Below are 16,237 nucleotides of genomic sequence, written 5' to 3' on the forward strand. Positions count from 1 at the left end.
TATCATGAAACTGAATTATAAAACCGCAGAAAAAGCACTGCATGCAGCAAAGGAAAAAGCATTATCCATGAATATTCCTGTAAGCATTGCTGTGGTAGATACCGGAGGACATCTTGTCGCACTGGCAAGACTGGACAGCGTCTACGGAGTGATTGACTTTGCCATTAAAAAAGCAAAAACAGCAGTTATGTTTGGTGTAAACAGTGATTTGATGGGTGAAATTATCTCAGAAACCGGTATTCACGGCTACGGAATGCTGAATTCAAATGAGGGGCTTCTCACTATTGCGGGCGGTGTTATCCTTAAAAATGCAGATGGAGATGTCATTGGTGCAATAGGCTCTTCAGGCGGGACTCCCGAGCAGGATAAACAAATTGCAGAAGCAGGCGCTCAGGCTATTGGTTAATTTCAGATATTTGTATGATGGAAAACACTTCTGAGATCATATTCGATAAACTGGTTTATTCATGTGCCTTTGAGTCTTACAGAGGTCATGAAGAATTTATTCCAGACCATTTTCTGGGATTTCAGATCTCCGGAGAAACGCATGCTTTTCATGAGCAAGGAAAGACTGTGATCAAAGAAAATACAGTAGTTCTGGTCAGAAAAAATCAGCTGATCAGGACTATTAAATATCCTTCATCGCATGAAAAATATCAATTTATTTCAATTACGCTTGATGATGAAACGCTGAGACAATATGCCAATGAAAACAAAATCACTGTAAATAATAATTTTCCAGGAAATCAGCGTTTGTTTTTTGAGCCCAATGATTTTTTTAAGAGCTATTTTACATCTCTTATTCCTTACATTAATAAAACACAGGAGATCCCGCCAAAATTAGCGATGTTAAAGGTCAAAGAGGCCATAGAACTCCTTTTGCTGAGTAATCCGGATCTTAAAAACCTCCTTTTTGATTTTTCTGAACCTTATAAAATTGACCTTGCAGAATTTATGAACAAAAATTTTATGTTCAATGTATCAGTAAATGCTTTTGCAAGACTCACAGGTCGTAGTTTATCGGGTTTTAAACGGGATTTCAATAAAACATTTCAGATGACCCCGAAACAATGGCTGAAAGAAAAAAGGTTAAAGGAAGCCTATTATTTAATTAAAAACAGGGATAAAAAGCCTTCAGATATTTATCTTGATCTGGGTTTTGAGAATTTGTCCCATTTTTATTCTTCTTTTAAAAAGAAATTTGGGGTGACAACTACAGAAGTTTAATGTCAATCAATAAAAAAAACACATTTATAGTATAAGGATTGGAAGTACAAAGACACAGAAAATAAATCTTGTGTCTTTGTATTTTCCTTTTCTGTTAAGGAATTATATTTTCAGATGTTCACTGATGATGCAGACCTTCAAAGTCCTATTTTTCAAAATTATAAAGATTGATTCCTATTTCTTCATTTTTAATTTTTACGACTCTGATATCCAGCGGATATATAATAAATTCTGCAGCTCCCTGGATTTTTGCCTCCAACAGATGTCCGGCTAAAGCAGTATAATCTTCTCTTCCCAAAGTAATGTGAAGATGAAGGGTTAGTTTTCCTTCTATTTCAGAGATATTTCCTGAGATATTAGTGACTTCCATCTGTTCTTTAAAGGTTTTGTCAACATACTTTTTGGTTGCAGGATTAAAAAAACGAAGTGTTGCTTCACTTACTGCTCCTATTCCAGAGACTTCTCCTGCCTGGATATTCCGATTCCTGATAAAATCCGTCAAAGTCTCTACAATACTAGAAAGATTATCAAGACTTACCACATATATTGAACCTGCTTTTCTTGCGGACCAATTATTTCCTTTATAATTTTGAACCTCCATAATACTAAGATTTTAAGGTAATACATACAATAATTATGCTTTGGTCAAACTTTAGGTAAAAAATGTATTATTTCTCCTGACATTTTTGAATAGTAAGTCCCTGAAACCGGTAAAAAATGCCGAAATTTGCAGCAAATAAGAAGTAATGAAGATTGTAGATATAGAGAACTGGAACAGAAAAGAACATTTTGAATTTTTTTCTAAAATGGCAAGCCCTTATTTTGGATTTACAACGGAGGTAGACTGTACAAAAGCGTATGATACCGCTAAAGAAAAAGGATATTCTTTTTTTGCCTATTATTTTCACAAGTCTATGGTGGCGATCAATACTATTGATGAATTAAAGCTAAGAATCATTGATGGTCAGGTGATACAGTTTGATACTGTACATGCCGGCAGTACGATCGGAAGACCGGATGGTACTTTCGGATTTTCATTTACGCCTTTCTCAGAAGATTTTGAAACCTTCAATGCAGCGCTTCAGGAGGAGATAAAAGGAGTGCATCAGACTTCAGGATTAAGATTAAGCAATGAAAGGTTGGGGAAAGACCACGTAAGACATACGACCATTCCATGGAATTCTTTCAGTGCTATATTGCATCCTACAGATTTTAATACTACAGAATCGGTTCCTAAAATTGCTTTTGGCAGGTTCAACATTCGCGACGGCAGAAAATATCTTCCGGTTTCTATTGAAGCACATCACGGACTAGCTGACGGTCTTCACCTTGCCAAATATCTGGAAGAATTTCAGAGACAGCTTGATCAGTAGAGGATAGTTTAAAGATAAGGATTGGTACAATTTTTAACAATAATTAAAGCCGGATATTTCCGGCTTTTGCTTTTTAATAATGAATCTTCCGTTTTTCTATTTTCACAATCTGATCTTTCTCCATCTGCTTTATGGTCCGTATAACCGTTTCTACACATAATCCGGTGAGTGAAGCCATTTGCTGGCGGGTAAGAGGAATCTGGAAAGAATAAGGCGCTTTATCCTCATGATAACTCTTCAGGTAATCCATCAGCAGTTTGAGTTTAGCAACCGGATTCTGGAAAGAAAGATTATAAAACATGATGTATTTATAGTACATTCTTTCAGCAAGACATTCATAAATGCTGAGTGAAATTTCAGGATTACTTTTGACCAGATCCAGAAAATTCTGCTTTGGCATTTTGTAAATGACGGAATCTTCTATCGCTACAGCATTCATGGGATAAGGCCGGTCAACAAAAAGCAGAGATTCTCCAAAGCTGTGACCATCCGAGAATATATTCTGAATAAATTCTTTCCCGTCTTCCGTATAATTATTGAGTTTAATTTTCCCTTTTTCAATCTGGTAATAATGGGTTGGAAACTCTTTTTCATGGAAAATCATTTCGCCTGTATGATAAGTTCTTGTTTCTGCCCCAAAAGAAATTAATAAACTTTCAATAATCATAGTTGTGATTTATTTATAAAATAAAGAAACACCGATTTTCTTGATTTCTCTTATCATGTGGTACCATTCATATACCACATATATTCATTTTTTTATGCGTGTTTAACCTTGAAAACATTGACTGAGATCATAAAAAGTAAAGGCAATAACACGTTACATTTACATCCTATCCAAAATTAAAGTATAAATAAAGGGAAACTGGCTGATAAAAGCAGTTAAGATATTTTTGTTTAAAATATAACGTGGTATCTATGTGGTACACGGTTTTTATAAAATTTTAATCATTTTCTCTTTCTTTGCCAGTATAAAAATGAAATAAAATTCATAGGTGTGATTTTTTTAACATAATCATTCAACAAATACAAACTATATGCTATGAATTATTGCAATATATTAATGAAAACCAATGAAATTTTGAATACATAAAAATTATTTTGTTCCCGATGTTAAATCAGCAAAAACACAGATTGAGTAGAGAAAATAAAGACTTTGTACAGATTCACAAAAGATGTGGTATCTGAAATGAGTAGAGATGAGAAAGTATTATGAAAAATAGAAAACCTGAACCCAACTTAGAGGATTTGAAGCAGAAAATTCTTGTACAAGACGAGATTATGGCCTTAGCCAAGGCAAATTCTCCTCGTCTGCTGAATAAATTCAGACTGGTTCATCCTGATTTTTTTAAAAAGTTATCCGCTATACAGCCTGCCCTTAAAAATTCTGAATTGATCTTTTGTATTTACCTTAAGCTCAATATGACCACTAAGGAAATTGCAACTTGTATTTTTGTAACACCTAAGGCGATACAAAACAGGAAAAACAGGATCAGAAAGAAACTCAATATTCCTTCTGAATTTGATATTTATAAATGGTTTAATGAAATTTAAACCATTTTTTTATTTGATTTCTATTACATTTCTTTCCAGATCGTGATAAAGAAGAACTTTCCAACGGTTTTCTTTTGCCTCTTTTTCCCATTTAAGACGTAATTCCATTGCTTTTCTGCCATCGAAATCACTTTTATAGGCTACATGGTATTTTAAATAAGAGGCCTGTGGAAGATCATCAGCTCCATAGAAAGCTGTTTCGCCATTTTCCCTGATCCAGAAAACCTGCATAAAAGGAGTATGTCCACCCACTACTTCATAGGAAATCTCATTTGTAATCTGCCCTGATCTTCATCCATCCATATAATATTATGCAGTTGAACCAGTTGTTCCAGAATAGTAAAATCAAAAGAGGGGTTGCCTTTCTTTTCCATAGCAAAATCAAGTTCACGTTTCTGGATATAAATCTGAGCATTCGGAAAAGTGGCTTTAAAGCCATTATCTGTAACGGTTATGGCCCCGTCAATATGGTCTTTGTGGAGATGGGAGAGTAATAGCTTCGTGATTTGATCAGGATGAATATTTTCTCTTTTCAGAATTTCTGAAATCACAGTTGTTCCGGATTCATTTTTCCAGCCTATTCCTGCATCTAAAAGGATATAATCACTTTCAGTAATGATAAGAAAAGGCTGTACAGACATTTTGATTCCACCAACTTTATCAAAATTTTCTTCTGTTAAAAGAGTGAAGTCTTTGGTTTTACTTGCCGAAAAATTGCCTTCTTTGAGCGGAATGATTTTCATGCTGCAAATTTCCTTAATATTTCTAACATTCAAAAGGTTTTCCATCGATATATATCATCAATAAAAACAATGATACAGACAGAGTGTTGAAATCATTCTACTTACCGAAGAATCTTATAGTATTCATAGAAATGTAAAGCCAAGGGGCGAATAATTTCTTTTTTTAATGATTATCTTTGATCTCTTAAAAATCTGACGGATTATTTTTGGTCTGCTGTCAGTCACTTTTCAATTCAAATAAAAACTTATACGTAATGCAGGAGAGTTCTTCCCACGGTATTTCCCGGACTGTTATCTGGCTTATGGCCGTTATTTCCGGACTGGTCGTCGCCAACAATTATTATAATCAGCCTTTACTGGCACTTATTTCAGAAGAGCTTCAGGTTTCTGAGAGTGCGGCAAGTAAAATTTCTGTGCTTACCCAGATCGGGTATGCATTGGGATTGTTGCTGATTGTTCCGTTGGGTGATAAATTTTTCCGCAAGAAATTGATTTTAATAGATCTGTTTCTCGTTTTCGGATCTCTTTTATGGATGACTTTTGCTACTGAGCTGTGGATGCTGTATGCTGCCAGTTTACTGATTGGAGCTACATCAGTTATTCCGCAATTGTTTGTTCCTATTGCAGCAGAACTTTCCTCAGATAAAGAAAAATCGGCCAATATTGGACTGGTAATGTCCGGATTGTTGCTGGGAATTCTTCTTTCCCGTTTTGTAGGAGGAATAGTGGGTGAAGTCTGGGGCTGGCGGGCTATGTTTGGTATTGCGGCAGGACTCATGATTCTTGTATGGCTGGCAGTATATAAAATGCTTCCTGAGCTTTCTCCTAATTTCAAAGGAACTTACAAAGAACTGATGCGTTCTGTGGCTCACCTGGCAAGAACACAACCTGTTCTTCAGCTGGCATCTTTCCGTGGTGCAATGGCATTTGGATCTATGTGTGCATTGTTTACAACTTTGGTCTTTCATATGGAGAAACCACCTTTTAATGCCGGATCATCTGTTGTAGGAAGTTTTGGATTAGCAGGAGCTGTAGGAGCTTTAGCCGCTGCAAAAGTGGGAAAGCTTCAAAAATATCTGGATATTAACCGTATTATATTGTATTCTTTGCTGATCGTTATTGGAAGCTGGGGCTTTACTTATTTTGCCGGAGAAACCTATTGGGGGCTGATTGTAGGCGTTATTCTTGTTGACCTGGGTGTACAGTCAAGTCATATTATGAATCAAACCAACTATTTCCTGATCAAATCAAATGCAGTCAACAGACTGAATACTGTGTATATGGTATCTTATTTCATTGGGGGATCACTGGGAACATGGCTGGCTTCCGTTGCATGGCAAAAGGCTCAATGGAGTGGGGTGTGTTTTGTAGGAACCGTGTTTGGAGTATTGGCCCTGATCGCTCATATTCTGTTTTCAAAAAGGGTAAATAGAGCAAATGCAGAGATGTAAAATTTTATATTGCTGATTGTTTAAGGCGCGGGATTTTATCAAAGATAAAATCCCGCGCCTTTTATTTTCAAGTTTATTCAGGTTCAAAATCTGCAGAAACTCTTACGCTTCGGTTGTTTCCTGTGCCAGCATCATTTCTCTGTGTTTTCCTCCCCATTCATCAAGCTGTTTCCATATAGGAATCAGTTCCCGGGCAATATCTGTAAGTTCATAATCTACTCTTGGGGGAACTTCTGCATAAACAGTTCTTTTTACTAAGCTTTCTTTTTCCAGTTCTCTCAGCTGCAGGGTAAGCATTCTTTCCGTTATTCCTGAAATAGAGTTTCTAAGTTCGCTGAAACGCAATTTCCCGTCCTTTAGTTTGTTTAAAATAATAAGTTTCCACCGGCCTCCGATTTTACATACAGCATAACTAAGATCACATCCCTGTATATATTGTCTGTTGATATTATTCGTTGAATTTTCTTTTAGCTTTCCCATTACTTACAAATTTGTTCGTACCATACATTTAGCTGTATACGGTGCAAATGTAAGGTTTGAGATTTAATTTTACACACAGAAAGCAGAAAATATGCGGCAATGAGGAACAATAGCGCTCACGTTCCCTGCAAAATAATAGTAACTTAAATCAAAATAATAATGCAATTAACACCTAAAATAACACAGATTTTAAATCATTTAGAAAAAATACAACCTTTCAATCCTCAGAGTTCCTTAGACGGAGCCCGTAAATATCTTGAAACAATGTCCCTTCAGCTTAGCGGCAAAAAGGAATCCGTAGCAATGATTGAAGAATTGGAGATTCAACAGGAAAATCATCAGATTCCCATTCGGATTTACCGTCCCAATGGAAAGAATGTTCAGAATTCATCGGCTATTATTTATATTCATGGAGGGTGGTTTATTGCTGGTGGATATGAAACCCATGATGCTGTAGTCCGTAAACTGGCCAATAAAACCGGATCTGTGGTTATTTTTGTAGATTACCGTCTTGCTCCGGAACATCCTTTTCCTGCAGGCTTAAACGATTCTCTTGACAGCATAAAATGGGTTATAGCAAATGCAGAATCTTTAGGAATTGATCCTGATAAAATAGGAATAATAGGAGATAGCGCTGGCGCAGCATTGGCTACGGCTGCCTCTACTCAAATGGGAAAGCATCTGAAATTTCAGGTATTAATTTATCCTGCAGTCGATAATCAACTCAATTCAAAATCATGGGAAACTTATGAAAACGGGCCTGTTCTTAATAAGCAGGGCGGTGTTGAAGCATGGGATTGGTACCTTCCCAAAGAAGAAAAGGATAATCCTTTGGCGATTCCTGTCTTAATAAAAGATTTTAAAGAAACTCCACCCACTTTAATAATTCTTGCAGAGCATGATCCTTTGCTTGATGATGGGAAACAGCTTTCTGAAAATATGAAAAATGCAGGTGTTACACTTACAACAAGTCTTTACAAAGATATGGTCCACGGATTTATGCATATGGGAGAAATTCTGGAAGAAGTACAGTCTGCAATAGGTGAAATGGCTGTTTTTGCTCATCAAAATTTAAATTCTGTCCAAGAAAAAGTATAATGAAAAAGTACGCATACATTGGATGTCTGGGATTTATAGCCGTTATTACAACAGAATTTGGGGTTATCGGAATTCTTCCACAAGTTGCAGAACATTATAAAATCAGTATAAACAAAGCAGGGTATCTGTTGAGTGCTTTTGCATTAATTATCGCTCTTACAGGACCTTTTATGACCTTATTTACGTCAGGGTTTGATCGTAAAAAAATAATGCTTGCAGCCATTTTTATGTTTCTGATTACGGGTTTTGTATCTTCTTTTTCACCACCTTTCTGGCTGTTGATGCTGGTTAGGATTTTACCGGCATTTCTACAACCCGTGTATATTGCAACAGCTTTATCTGTGGCAGTTTCCCAGGCAGATGACCGGAAAAAAAATGAGCTGATGGGAATTGTATTTAATGGAGTAGCCATTGCTATGGTTACAACGGTTCCTTTTGCAACATGGATTGCTGGACTTTGGTCCTGGGAATATTCATTTATGATACAGACTGCGGTAAGTCTGATTGCTTTAGTGGTCATTTACTTCCTTCTTCCCCCGATGCCTGTGAAAGAAAAAAAATCCTATGGAAACCAGATCAGAATCCTGAAGCAGCCTCCATTTATTCTAAGTACTCTGACTAACTTTTTCATGATTACGGCTTGGTTTTCTACTTAAAGCTACTTTGCAGATTATCTGAACAAAGCAAAAGGAATGGATACGTCAATGGTCAGCTATATGCTGCTGCTGTTTGGACTTATTGGAGTGGCAGCCAATGGAGTTGCCGGAAAAATGCTTAACAAAAATATTGCGGGTACTACGGCTATTTTTCTTTCCGGAACCATTTTAATACCTGTACTTTTATATTTTTCTGATGGAAATTTATGGGCAACGATTGCAGTCATCGGAGTCTGGGGATTTCTTTATTCGCCAAGTTTTCTGAATGCATCTGCTTATATGATTTCTTCTGCACCAGATTCACTGGAATTTGCCAACAGTCTGGCTACATCTTTCGGAAATCTGGGAGTAACGCTGGGAACTACGATAGGAGGTTGGATCATCGTTACAAAAGGAGTAGCATATATTCCCTGGATAGGTGTTGTTTTCGGGCTTCTTGCATTTCTGATGATGATCTTGAAAAGCAGAGTTGAAAAACGAAGCGAGGTTGTTTCCATTTGTCAGAATTAAACTGTAACAATTTTTGTTACATTGGATAAATTGTAGTAACTTTGTACTATCAATTTGATTTAAAATTAAATACAATGAAAATAGAAATCTGGTCGGACGTAATGTGTCCGTTTTGCTATATCGGAAAAAATAATTTTGAACAGGCTTTAAGCAAGCTGCCTTTCAAAGATGAAGTAGAAGTAGAGTGGAAGAGTTTTCAACTGGATCCAACTTTAGATCCCAATAAAACTCAGGATACCATTCAGTATTTCAGAGAAAAGAAAGGAGTTGGCGAAGCTCAGGCAACGCAAATGCTTGGACAGGTAACTCAAATGGGAAAAGGAGCAGGAATTGATTTTGATTTTGGAAAAACTCTGATCACCAATACTTTCAGTGCCCATAAATTACTTCACTTGGCTAAAAAGCACAATAAATCCAATGAAATGGAAGAAGCCTTGTTTATCGCTCATTTTATTGACGGTAAAAATGTAGGAGATACAGAAGTTTTGGTAGCTCTTGCTGAAAGTTTAGGACTTGACAAAGAGGAAGCAAGACAAGCTGTTACTACAGATCAACTGGATGATGAAGTTAACCAGGATATTCTTGAAGCAAGAAATAATGGCGTTTCCGGAGTTCCATTCTTTGTGCTGAACGGCAAATATGCTGTTTCCGGAGCTCAGCCTGTAGAGACGTTTGAAAATGCACTTCAGCAGACTTATAAAGAAACTGTAAGTCCGTTTAAGGATCTTTCCGGTGGTGCCGGAGCTTCCTGTGATGCTGACGGATGCAGTATTTAAGATAATAAAACCCCAAAACAATTGATTTGTTTTGGGGTTTTAATTTAATATATTAGAAAAACCTGTTGTATCTTTGTCATGCAGTACCAACAGCTGTATAAATCTGATTTCTCCATGATAAAAATTAACAACGAAACTCACTATTCAATTGACGATACCCTTTTTGTTTTTGCATTAGATTCCGAAGCAGGAACTGTTTTTGATGATAAAAATAAATTAATTACAGGCATCGGAAAGGTAAATGCAGCGATAGAATTAACCAAAGAAATTCACGCAAGAAAACCAAAACTGATTGTAAACTTAGGTTCTGCAGGAAGTAAAGGATTTCACAAAGGGGAAGTGGTATGCTGTACAAAGTTCATCCAGAGAGATATGGACGTAAGAGGGCTTGGATTTAAACTCTATGAAACGCCATTATCAGGAGTGCCCCCTGTATTGGAATATGGCCTTAAAATGGATGTCTTGAAAGAAGGAATCTGTGGCAGCGGTGACAGTTTTGAAATGAATCACTCTGAGACAGATTATAATATTGTAGATATGGAAGCTTATCCACTCGCGTTGATTGCTCAACAGGAAAATATTCCGTTTTTATGTCTGAAATATATTTCTGATGACGCAGGAAGTGACGCAGCAGATGATTGGAGCGTACAGGTACATCTGGCTTCCGAAGCTTTTAAAAAAATACTGTTTTCATAAACAAATATAAATCCTGAACAAAGTTTCAGGATTTTGTTTTCTATTTGTATTTTTACTTTCAACCCATCACTCATATGAAAGTTACTTTTTATAAGCCGATGCATCCTGTTTTGAAAGATTATATTGAAGGATATTATTTTATAGAAAAAGATGATCATCAGAAACCGGTAAAATATCTTACATTTCCGGACAATTACTTTATCGTGTCAGCATGTCAGGATGTCTCTGTTACACAGGACAAAGGATGGGTAGAAATTACCAGATCTTCTTCTGAAAATATAGTGGTTGATTTTGTATTCAGATGCTCTGTGCCTACTGAAATTTTTTATCGGCAATCGGTTAATGAAGTTACCGTTTACTTTAAACCCTTAGGTATTTATCATTTTTTTAATGCTGATAAAAGCGAAGATCTGGAACAGGAAATCCTTCTTTCAGACTTTACAGACATTATGGGCACTGTTTTAAAAGAGTCTGACAGAAGAGTACAAATTGATATACTGGAAAACTATTGTCTTTCCAAATTCCGGAAGAGGGACTTACATCTGGCTTATACAATATTGAATGATTTTGAAACAGAATTGAGTATCGAAGAAATTGCTTCAAAAAATAAAATCACGAGACAGTATGTCAACAAAATATCTCAGCGATATCTGGCTAAACCCGCTTCAGAATTCAGAAAAATACAGCGGTTTCGTAATGTCTTGATTTCAAATAAAAAATCCAGAAATCTTACAGAACTTTCCTATGAACATCTGTTTTATGACCAGTCCCATCTTATTAAAGATTTTAAAGAACTCACCAGGATAAGCCCCGGGAAATTCTTTGAGAATGTAGATACTGATCAGAATAATGTCTGGTTATTTATCTGAGTTTCCATTTTTACAATTCATACAGAACTCATTAAAATACATTTGTTGAAATATTAAATCCTTATTTCAATGAAAAAATTATATGTTGGGATTTCCCTTTTCACTTTCTTATTTTCGAGTGCCCAGAAAAATGATATTTCAGTAGTGCTTGCTGATATTACAGAAAAAGTAAAAAGTCATTATATTGATAAAGAAACTTATAAAAAAGTGGACTCTTTATTTCAAAGTGAACTTAAAAAAGGAACTTTTAAAGACCTCAATAAAAAAGGTTTTGCGGATCTTCTTACTCAAAAGTTAAGAACAACTATTAAAGACGAACATTTTTTTGTTAAATATCTCGAAAACTACACGCCTGAAAAACAGATGAGTGAAAAAGAGAAAGAGAAATTGAACAATGAACACAATAGTCTTGAAAATTTCGGATTTGAAACAGTTCAGCGACTTCCGGGGAATATTGGGTATATCAATTATAAAGGTTTTGCCTCTCCTGAAGCCAGTGAAAAAACTTTAGCTGCCACCATGAACTTTGTTGCCAATACCCATTCTTTGATTATTGATCTCAGAGAAAACGGAGGTGGAGAAAACGGGATGCTTCTTTTATTTTTAAGCTATTTTTTTGATCAGAAAAAAGATCTTTATACCACGTATTTCAGACATAATCAGAAAACAGTTGTAGACAGTACCCAACCCAAAGTTTCCGGACAGAAATATCTTCATAAAAAGATCTATATTCTTACCAGCAAAAATACTTTTTCGGCCGGAGAAGCTGTTGCCTATTTTTTACAGCAATATAAACTTGCCGAAGTAATTGGTGAAAAAACAGGGGGTGCAGCCAATCCTGTGGATCATTTTATGGTTCAAAATCAATATTTACTGCTTGTTCCGGCAGGAAAAATAACAGCCTTAAGTACTCAAAAGAATTGGGAACATATAGGAGTGATCCCCGATCAGGAAGTGAAAACTGAAGATGCTTTAAAGACGACTCACCTCAAAATTTTAAAAAATATAATAGCATCAGAAACAAAAACAGAACTAACCTTATCTGAAATAAAAAATCTTATTTATAAACTAGAACAATAAATACCTTTTATGTCATCAATTATTATCAATACATCCAGCGAAAAAGACCTCGAAATACTTCAGAATATTGGTATACAAACCTTCACTGAAACGTTTGCAGAAGATAATACTGAAGAGGCTATGAAAAAGTATCTGGAAGAAAGCTTTAATACTGAAAAGATAAAATCAGAGCTGAGTAATCCTGATTCATTTTTCTATATTGCCTGGGAAGAAGACAATCCGGTTGGTTACCTGAAAGTCAATTCAGGAAAAGCACAGACAGAACTTCAGGACGAAACCAGCCTGGAAATTGAAAGAATCTATGTAAAGAAAAGCCATCACGGAAAAAAAGTAGGTCAGCTTCTTTATAACCAGGCTTTGGAAACAGCAAGACATCTGAATAAATCATACTTATGGCTTGGAGTCTGGGAAGAAAATTTAAGAGCACTCAATTTTTACAGGAAAAACGGGTTTGTTGAATTCGATAAACATATTTTCAGACTGGGAGAAGAAGAGCAGACGGATCTGATGATGAAGAAAATACTGGATTAGAAGGACTTTTGTTCCGTAAATAATACAGATTTTCACTGATAATTATAACATTCCCAAATGAACAACTCAGAATTTATAAAAGAAATCACCCAATATTATCCACTATCTGATGAAACGGTGAAGGCTTTACTCGATATATGTACTGAAAAACATTATCACAAAAATGATTTACTGCTGGAATCCGGTTCAATGGCGAGATATTATTACTTCATCAAATCCGGGCTGATAGGATATTACACGGTAGATGAACAGGGAAATAATATTTATAAAATTTTCTTTGAAGAAAACAGTTTTGTAGCTTCCACAGCCGCCATTATCAAAAATGAACCTAGTGATTTCACAATCATAGCACTGGAAGACTGCACAGTGATACAATATCCTGCAAAAACTTACCGGGAACTGCTTGAAAAGCATCATGATCTGGCACTTTTTCATCTGTATTATCTGGAGAAAAACTGGGTGGTAAAAAAAGAACCTCTGGAAGTCTCGTTAAAGTACGAAACAGCAAAAAAACGTTACTTACAACTGGTTGAAAATAAGTCTCTTTACAGCAGATTAAAACAGCACCATATTGCTTCTTATCTGGGAATTACGCCTACACAACTTAGCCGGATAAAGAAGGAGCTCAACTGATATTGTAAGTCTGAGTGAAATAAAGTAACAAAAGCTTCAACATATGTTGAGGCTTTTTTTCTTTTTCTGCTGCAATTTTGCTATGTCAAAAGATCATTGGTACATTATATGTTTTATAATTAAAAGCCTGTGATTATTCATTAATTAAACATTTTCAACATGAAAAAGCTTATCAACATTGTCTTTGTACTGACTGCATTTGTACAGTTATCAGCACAAAAAATTATTCATCAGGAAGTATTCAGTCCCAAAATGAATAAAAAAATCAAAACAGTCATCATTACCCCAAATATTCAGCCTAATACAACCTATCCAACGGTTTATATCCTTCATGGTTTCAGCGGTAATCCGGACAGAATTATTAAGCAGGACATTCCTGATTTGGTTAAAAAAGCTCAGGAATTTAAAACCATTTATGTACTTCCGGACGGAAATTACAGTTCATGGTATGTAGATAGCCCCATTCTTAAAGATTCACAATATCAAACCTTTATTGGAAAAGAACTGGTAGAATTTATTGATAAAAATTATCCGGTAAAAGCAGAGAAAAGATTCCGCGGAATTTTGGGATGGAGTATGGGCGGTTATGGAGCTACCAATATAGGAATTACATATAATAAAACATTTGGTATCGTAGGAAGTTCTTGCGGAGCTCTGGATTTCAATTCTTTTGGAGAAGGCTATCAGAAATATATGGTGAATAAAGTTCTGGGACCATTAGAATCAATTAATCCCAATTTCCTTACTGACAGTAAAGTAAAATTAATGTCCGGAGCAGGACAGCAATATATTTTTGATTGTGGAACAGAAGATACCCAGATGATCAATATGAACAGAAATTTTCATAAGAAACTGACAGAGATGAAGATCCAGCATCTCTACACCGAATCTTTAGGAGGACATGTTCCAGAATATTGGAGCAGATCATTATCTGAGCAATTGTCATTGTTTGACAGGTTTTTTAAACAGTAAAATTATAACCCATGTCAAGGTTTGAAACCTTGACATGGGTTATAACAGCTGATTTTAGGTTTCGGCTAAAGCAAAAGGATTTATATTTTTTATTTGTTAAAACGGGCTAAAGCCCGTTCCTATTGAATATTGATTAGTTTTTATATCAATAGAAGTGGGCTTTAGCCAAAACTTACCACCTTTGATCCTTGTCAAGGTTTAAAACCTTGACAAGGATCAATCAAGTGAAAATCAAATAAAAATCCTTTTCAAGCACTGCTTAAAAAGGATTTGCGATTGATTGAATGTTCAAAAATGCTAACTAAGCATTATATTAAAAATGTTGAAAGTTTTTACCCAAATGTTCTTCTATCACAAAGAACGGATCTTCTGTAAGTGTATGTGCTCTCATATCAATAAGGCTCACTTTACTCATCATACGAAGCATGATTCTTCTCTCGCACGGATGTTCTATTCCGTCAATATTTCTTACTCCCGCACGGAAAGCCGACCTACCATGAGCACATAAATGATTATTAACCAGAATAACGTCTCCTGCCTGAGGCGTAAATCCTGAGTAAATCAAATGTCTGGCTTCTTCCCAGAACTCATACAGCGTATTCTGTGCTTCATCCGATTGTCTTATACTGGAATTGAACAACTGTTCAGCAGCATCAAATCTCATAAACGGAAGACTATAATTACCATACAGTACAGAATCTAATGTTTCTTCTTCATTTTCTGCTGTTTCCAGGTTGGCATCTTTCGGAATTTTATAAATACGCTCAAAAAGAGGTCTGTAATTGTCCCCGATAGATTCATGAGAACGGATAGAATAAAGCGTAGAAGGAACCTGCTCCTCATTTCTTACATACATAAAGCTTAAGTAGTCAGCCTGATGTTTCAGAAAAGCATCTTCTGTGTGTACATACAAGTCTGTTGAAGACCCTGATCCGGTTTGCGTTTCCTTCATTTTTTCATCAGGAATGATGGCATGGATCAGTCCGCCTCCTTTACGCTGTGAATAATATTGTACAGGTTTTGAAGGAAGTGCCCCATGAATAAGTGCACATGCAAAACCATATAAATTAAATTTTGAATAATCTGCCGCCTGCCAATTCGGAGGGGTAGATCCTATATCCTCCTGATCGATATCCATTAGTCCTGTAAAGATCAGGGCACCATACTGATTTTTTGAAAAGTCACTTGCAAAATCAGCCGCTATATTTAAAATTCTCTCCGGTAAGAAATAAGACGCCAGCTGATGTACATGCTTTATAAAATCACGGTTTTCATAATTGTCATACTTTTTCTGAAGATGCAGCGCCGCATCTTTTATCATTCTTCTTTCCTGAGAGGTGACTTCTATGACCGTAGGAAGCAGTTTTACCGCTGTTGAACAGTCTTTATCTAAAATTTCTGTAGAATTCATTAAAAAAAATTTGGTGTTAAGTAATAATTTTTATCTTTGTTTTTAATTATTCTAAATAACAATAGCTGGTTCAAATTTAGTAATAATTACGCAATCACCAAATAAATTATAATAAAAAATGAAAAATTTAAAAACCTGACTATCAGACATATACAATAGTGTATCAAAAAAACCACA

General features: G+C 35.7%; 21 protein-coding genes. 15 read left to right on the plus strand and 6 right to left on the minus strand.

The annotated features are described in order from the left end of the window. Positions 1-4 precede the first annotated feature (4 nt). Positions 5-406: a heme-binding protein gene (locus LC457_RS14900; protein WP_223600587.1), complete on the plus strand. Its 402-nt coding sequence runs from the start codon at positions 5-7 to the stop codon at positions 404-406. Positions 407-420: 14 nt separating this feature from the next. Further along, positions 421-1,227: an AraC family transcriptional regulator gene (locus tag LC457_RS14905; RefSeq protein WP_223600588.1), complete on the plus strand. Its 807-nt coding sequence runs from the start codon at positions 421-423 to the stop codon at positions 1,225-1,227. Positions 1,228-1,372: 145 nt separating this feature from the next. Here the strand turns inward: LC457_RS14905 and LC457_RS14910 are convergent, their stop codons facing one another. Beyond that, positions 1,373-1,828, minus strand: coding sequence for a PPC domain-containing DNA-binding protein (locus tag LC457_RS14910; RefSeq protein WP_223600589.1), 456 nt, complete (start codon positions 1,826-1,828; stop codon positions 1,373-1,375). A 145-nt stretch (positions 1,829-1,973) separates the two neighbouring features. Between LC457_RS14910 and LC457_RS14915 the strand changes: the two genes are divergently transcribed. Continuing rightward, complete coding sequence (locus LC457_RS14915) at positions 1,974-2,600, plus strand: chloramphenicol acetyltransferase (protein ID WP_223600590.1); 627 nt, start codon at positions 1,974-1,976, stop codon at positions 2,598-2,600. 73 nt (positions 2,601-2,673) lie between these two features. On the opposite strand, the gene LC457_RS14920 is transcribed toward LC457_RS14915, so the two are convergent. Then, positions 2,674-3,267 carry a Crp/Fnr family transcriptional regulator gene (locus tag LC457_RS14920; RefSeq protein ID WP_223600591.1) on the minus strand — a complete coding sequence of 198 codons (594 nt, stop codon included), beginning with the start codon at positions 3,265-3,267 and terminating at the stop codon, positions 2,674-2,676. A 545-nt stretch (positions 3,268-3,812) separates the two neighbouring features. Between LC457_RS14920 and LC457_RS14925 the strand changes: the two genes are divergently transcribed. Next, on the plus strand, positions 3,813-4,154 hold the full coding sequence (locus LC457_RS14925) for a hypothetical protein (protein WP_223600592.1): 342 nt from the start codon (positions 3,813-3,815) through the stop codon (positions 4,152-4,154). A 9-nt stretch (positions 4,155-4,163) separates the two neighbouring features. Here the strand turns inward: LC457_RS14925 and LC457_RS23450 are convergent, their stop codons facing one another. Continuing rightward, entirely contained in the window at positions 4,164-4,385 is a 222-nt protein-coding gene (locus LC457_RS23450; protein ID WP_308116412.1) for a hypothetical protein, read from the minus strand. A gap of 20 nt (positions 4,386-4,405) precedes the next feature. Further along, entirely contained in the window at positions 4,406-4,897 is a 492-nt protein-coding gene (locus tag LC457_RS14930; protein ID WP_308116413.1) for an MBL fold metallo-hydrolase, read from the minus strand. A gap of 254 nt (positions 4,898-5,151) precedes the next feature. Here LC457_RS14930 and LC457_RS14935 point away from each other — a divergent pair, with 254 nt between their 5' ends. Further along, entirely contained in the window at positions 5,152-6,348 is a 1,197-nt protein-coding gene (locus LC457_RS14935) for an MFS transporter (RefSeq protein WP_223600593.1), read from the plus strand. 102 nt (positions 6,349-6,450) lie between these two features. Here LC457_RS14935 and LC457_RS14940 read toward each other — a convergent pair whose 3' ends face one another. Next, positions 6,451-6,828, minus strand: coding sequence for a helix-turn-helix domain-containing protein (locus LC457_RS14940; RefSeq protein WP_223600594.1), 378 nt, complete (start codon positions 6,826-6,828; stop codon positions 6,451-6,453). A 159-nt stretch (positions 6,829-6,987) separates the two neighbouring features. Between LC457_RS14940 and LC457_RS14945 the strand changes: the two genes are divergently transcribed. From LC457_RS14945 to LC457_RS14990, 10 genes are all read left to right on the plus strand, one after another. Beyond that, positions 6,988-7,926: an alpha/beta hydrolase gene (locus LC457_RS14945; RefSeq protein WP_223600595.1), complete on the plus strand. Its 939-nt coding sequence runs from the start codon at positions 6,988-6,990 to the stop codon at positions 7,924-7,926. Further along, positions 7,926-8,582, plus strand: a complete 657-nt coding sequence (locus LC457_RS14950) for an MFS transporter (protein ID WP_223600596.1) — start codon at positions 7,926-7,928, stop codon at positions 8,580-8,582. Before LC457_RS14945 ends, LC457_RS14950 begins: the two co-directional genes overlap by 1 nt. Before the next feature lie 18 nt (positions 8,583-8,600). Beyond that, the gene (locus tag LC457_RS14955; RefSeq protein ID WP_223600984.1) at positions 8,601-9,092 is read left to right on the plus strand and encodes an MFS transporter; all 492 of its coding nucleotides are present in this window, start codon (positions 8,601-8,603) and stop codon (positions 9,090-9,092) included. 74 nt (positions 9,093-9,166) lie between these two features. After that, entirely contained in the window at positions 9,167-9,868 is a 702-nt protein-coding gene (locus LC457_RS14960) for a DsbA family oxidoreductase (RefSeq protein ID WP_223600597.1), read from the plus strand. A gap of 114 nt (positions 9,869-9,982) precedes the next feature. After that, positions 9,983-10,564: a nucleosidase gene (locus LC457_RS14965; protein WP_047422978.1), complete on the plus strand. Its 582-nt coding sequence runs from the start codon at positions 9,983-9,985 to the stop codon at positions 10,562-10,564. Between the two features lie 74 nt (positions 10,565-10,638). Next, complete coding sequence (locus tag LC457_RS14970; protein WP_223600598.1) at positions 10,639-11,433, plus strand: helix-turn-helix domain-containing protein; 795 nt, start codon at positions 10,639-10,641, stop codon at positions 11,431-11,433. A gap of 69 nt (positions 11,434-11,502) precedes the next feature. Continuing rightward, positions 11,503-12,513 (plus strand): S41 family peptidase, encoded by a 1,011-nt coding sequence (locus LC457_RS14975; RefSeq protein ID WP_223600599.1) that lies wholly within the window; start codon positions 11,503-11,505, stop codon positions 12,511-12,513. Between the two features lie 9 nt (positions 12,514-12,522). Beyond that, entirely contained in the window at positions 12,523-13,044 is a 522-nt protein-coding gene (locus tag LC457_RS14980) for a GNAT family N-acetyltransferase (RefSeq protein ID WP_223600600.1), read from the plus strand. 57 nt (positions 13,045-13,101) lie between these two features. Then, positions 13,102-13,677: a Crp/Fnr family transcriptional regulator gene (locus LC457_RS14985; protein WP_223600601.1), complete on the plus strand. Its 576-nt coding sequence runs from the start codon at positions 13,102-13,104 to the stop codon at positions 13,675-13,677. A gap of 159 nt (positions 13,678-13,836) precedes the next feature. Further along, positions 13,837-14,649, plus strand: a complete 813-nt coding sequence (locus LC457_RS14990; protein WP_223600602.1) for an alpha/beta hydrolase family protein — start codon at positions 13,837-13,839, stop codon at positions 14,647-14,649. A 313-nt stretch (positions 14,650-14,962) separates the two neighbouring features. Here the strand turns inward: LC457_RS14990 and LC457_RS14995 are convergent, their stop codons facing one another. Further along, a complete protein-coding gene (locus LC457_RS14995; protein ID WP_223600603.1) occupies positions 14,963-16,060 on the minus strand; it encodes a TauD/TfdA family dioxygenase in 1,098 nt (365 codons plus the stop codon). Positions 16,061-16,237 lie beyond the last annotated feature (177 nt).

Source organism: Chryseobacterium sp. GVT01B, assembly GCF_019970045.1.
Lineage (GTDB): Bacteria > Bacteroidota > Bacteroidia > Flavobacteriales > Weeksellaceae > Chryseobacterium.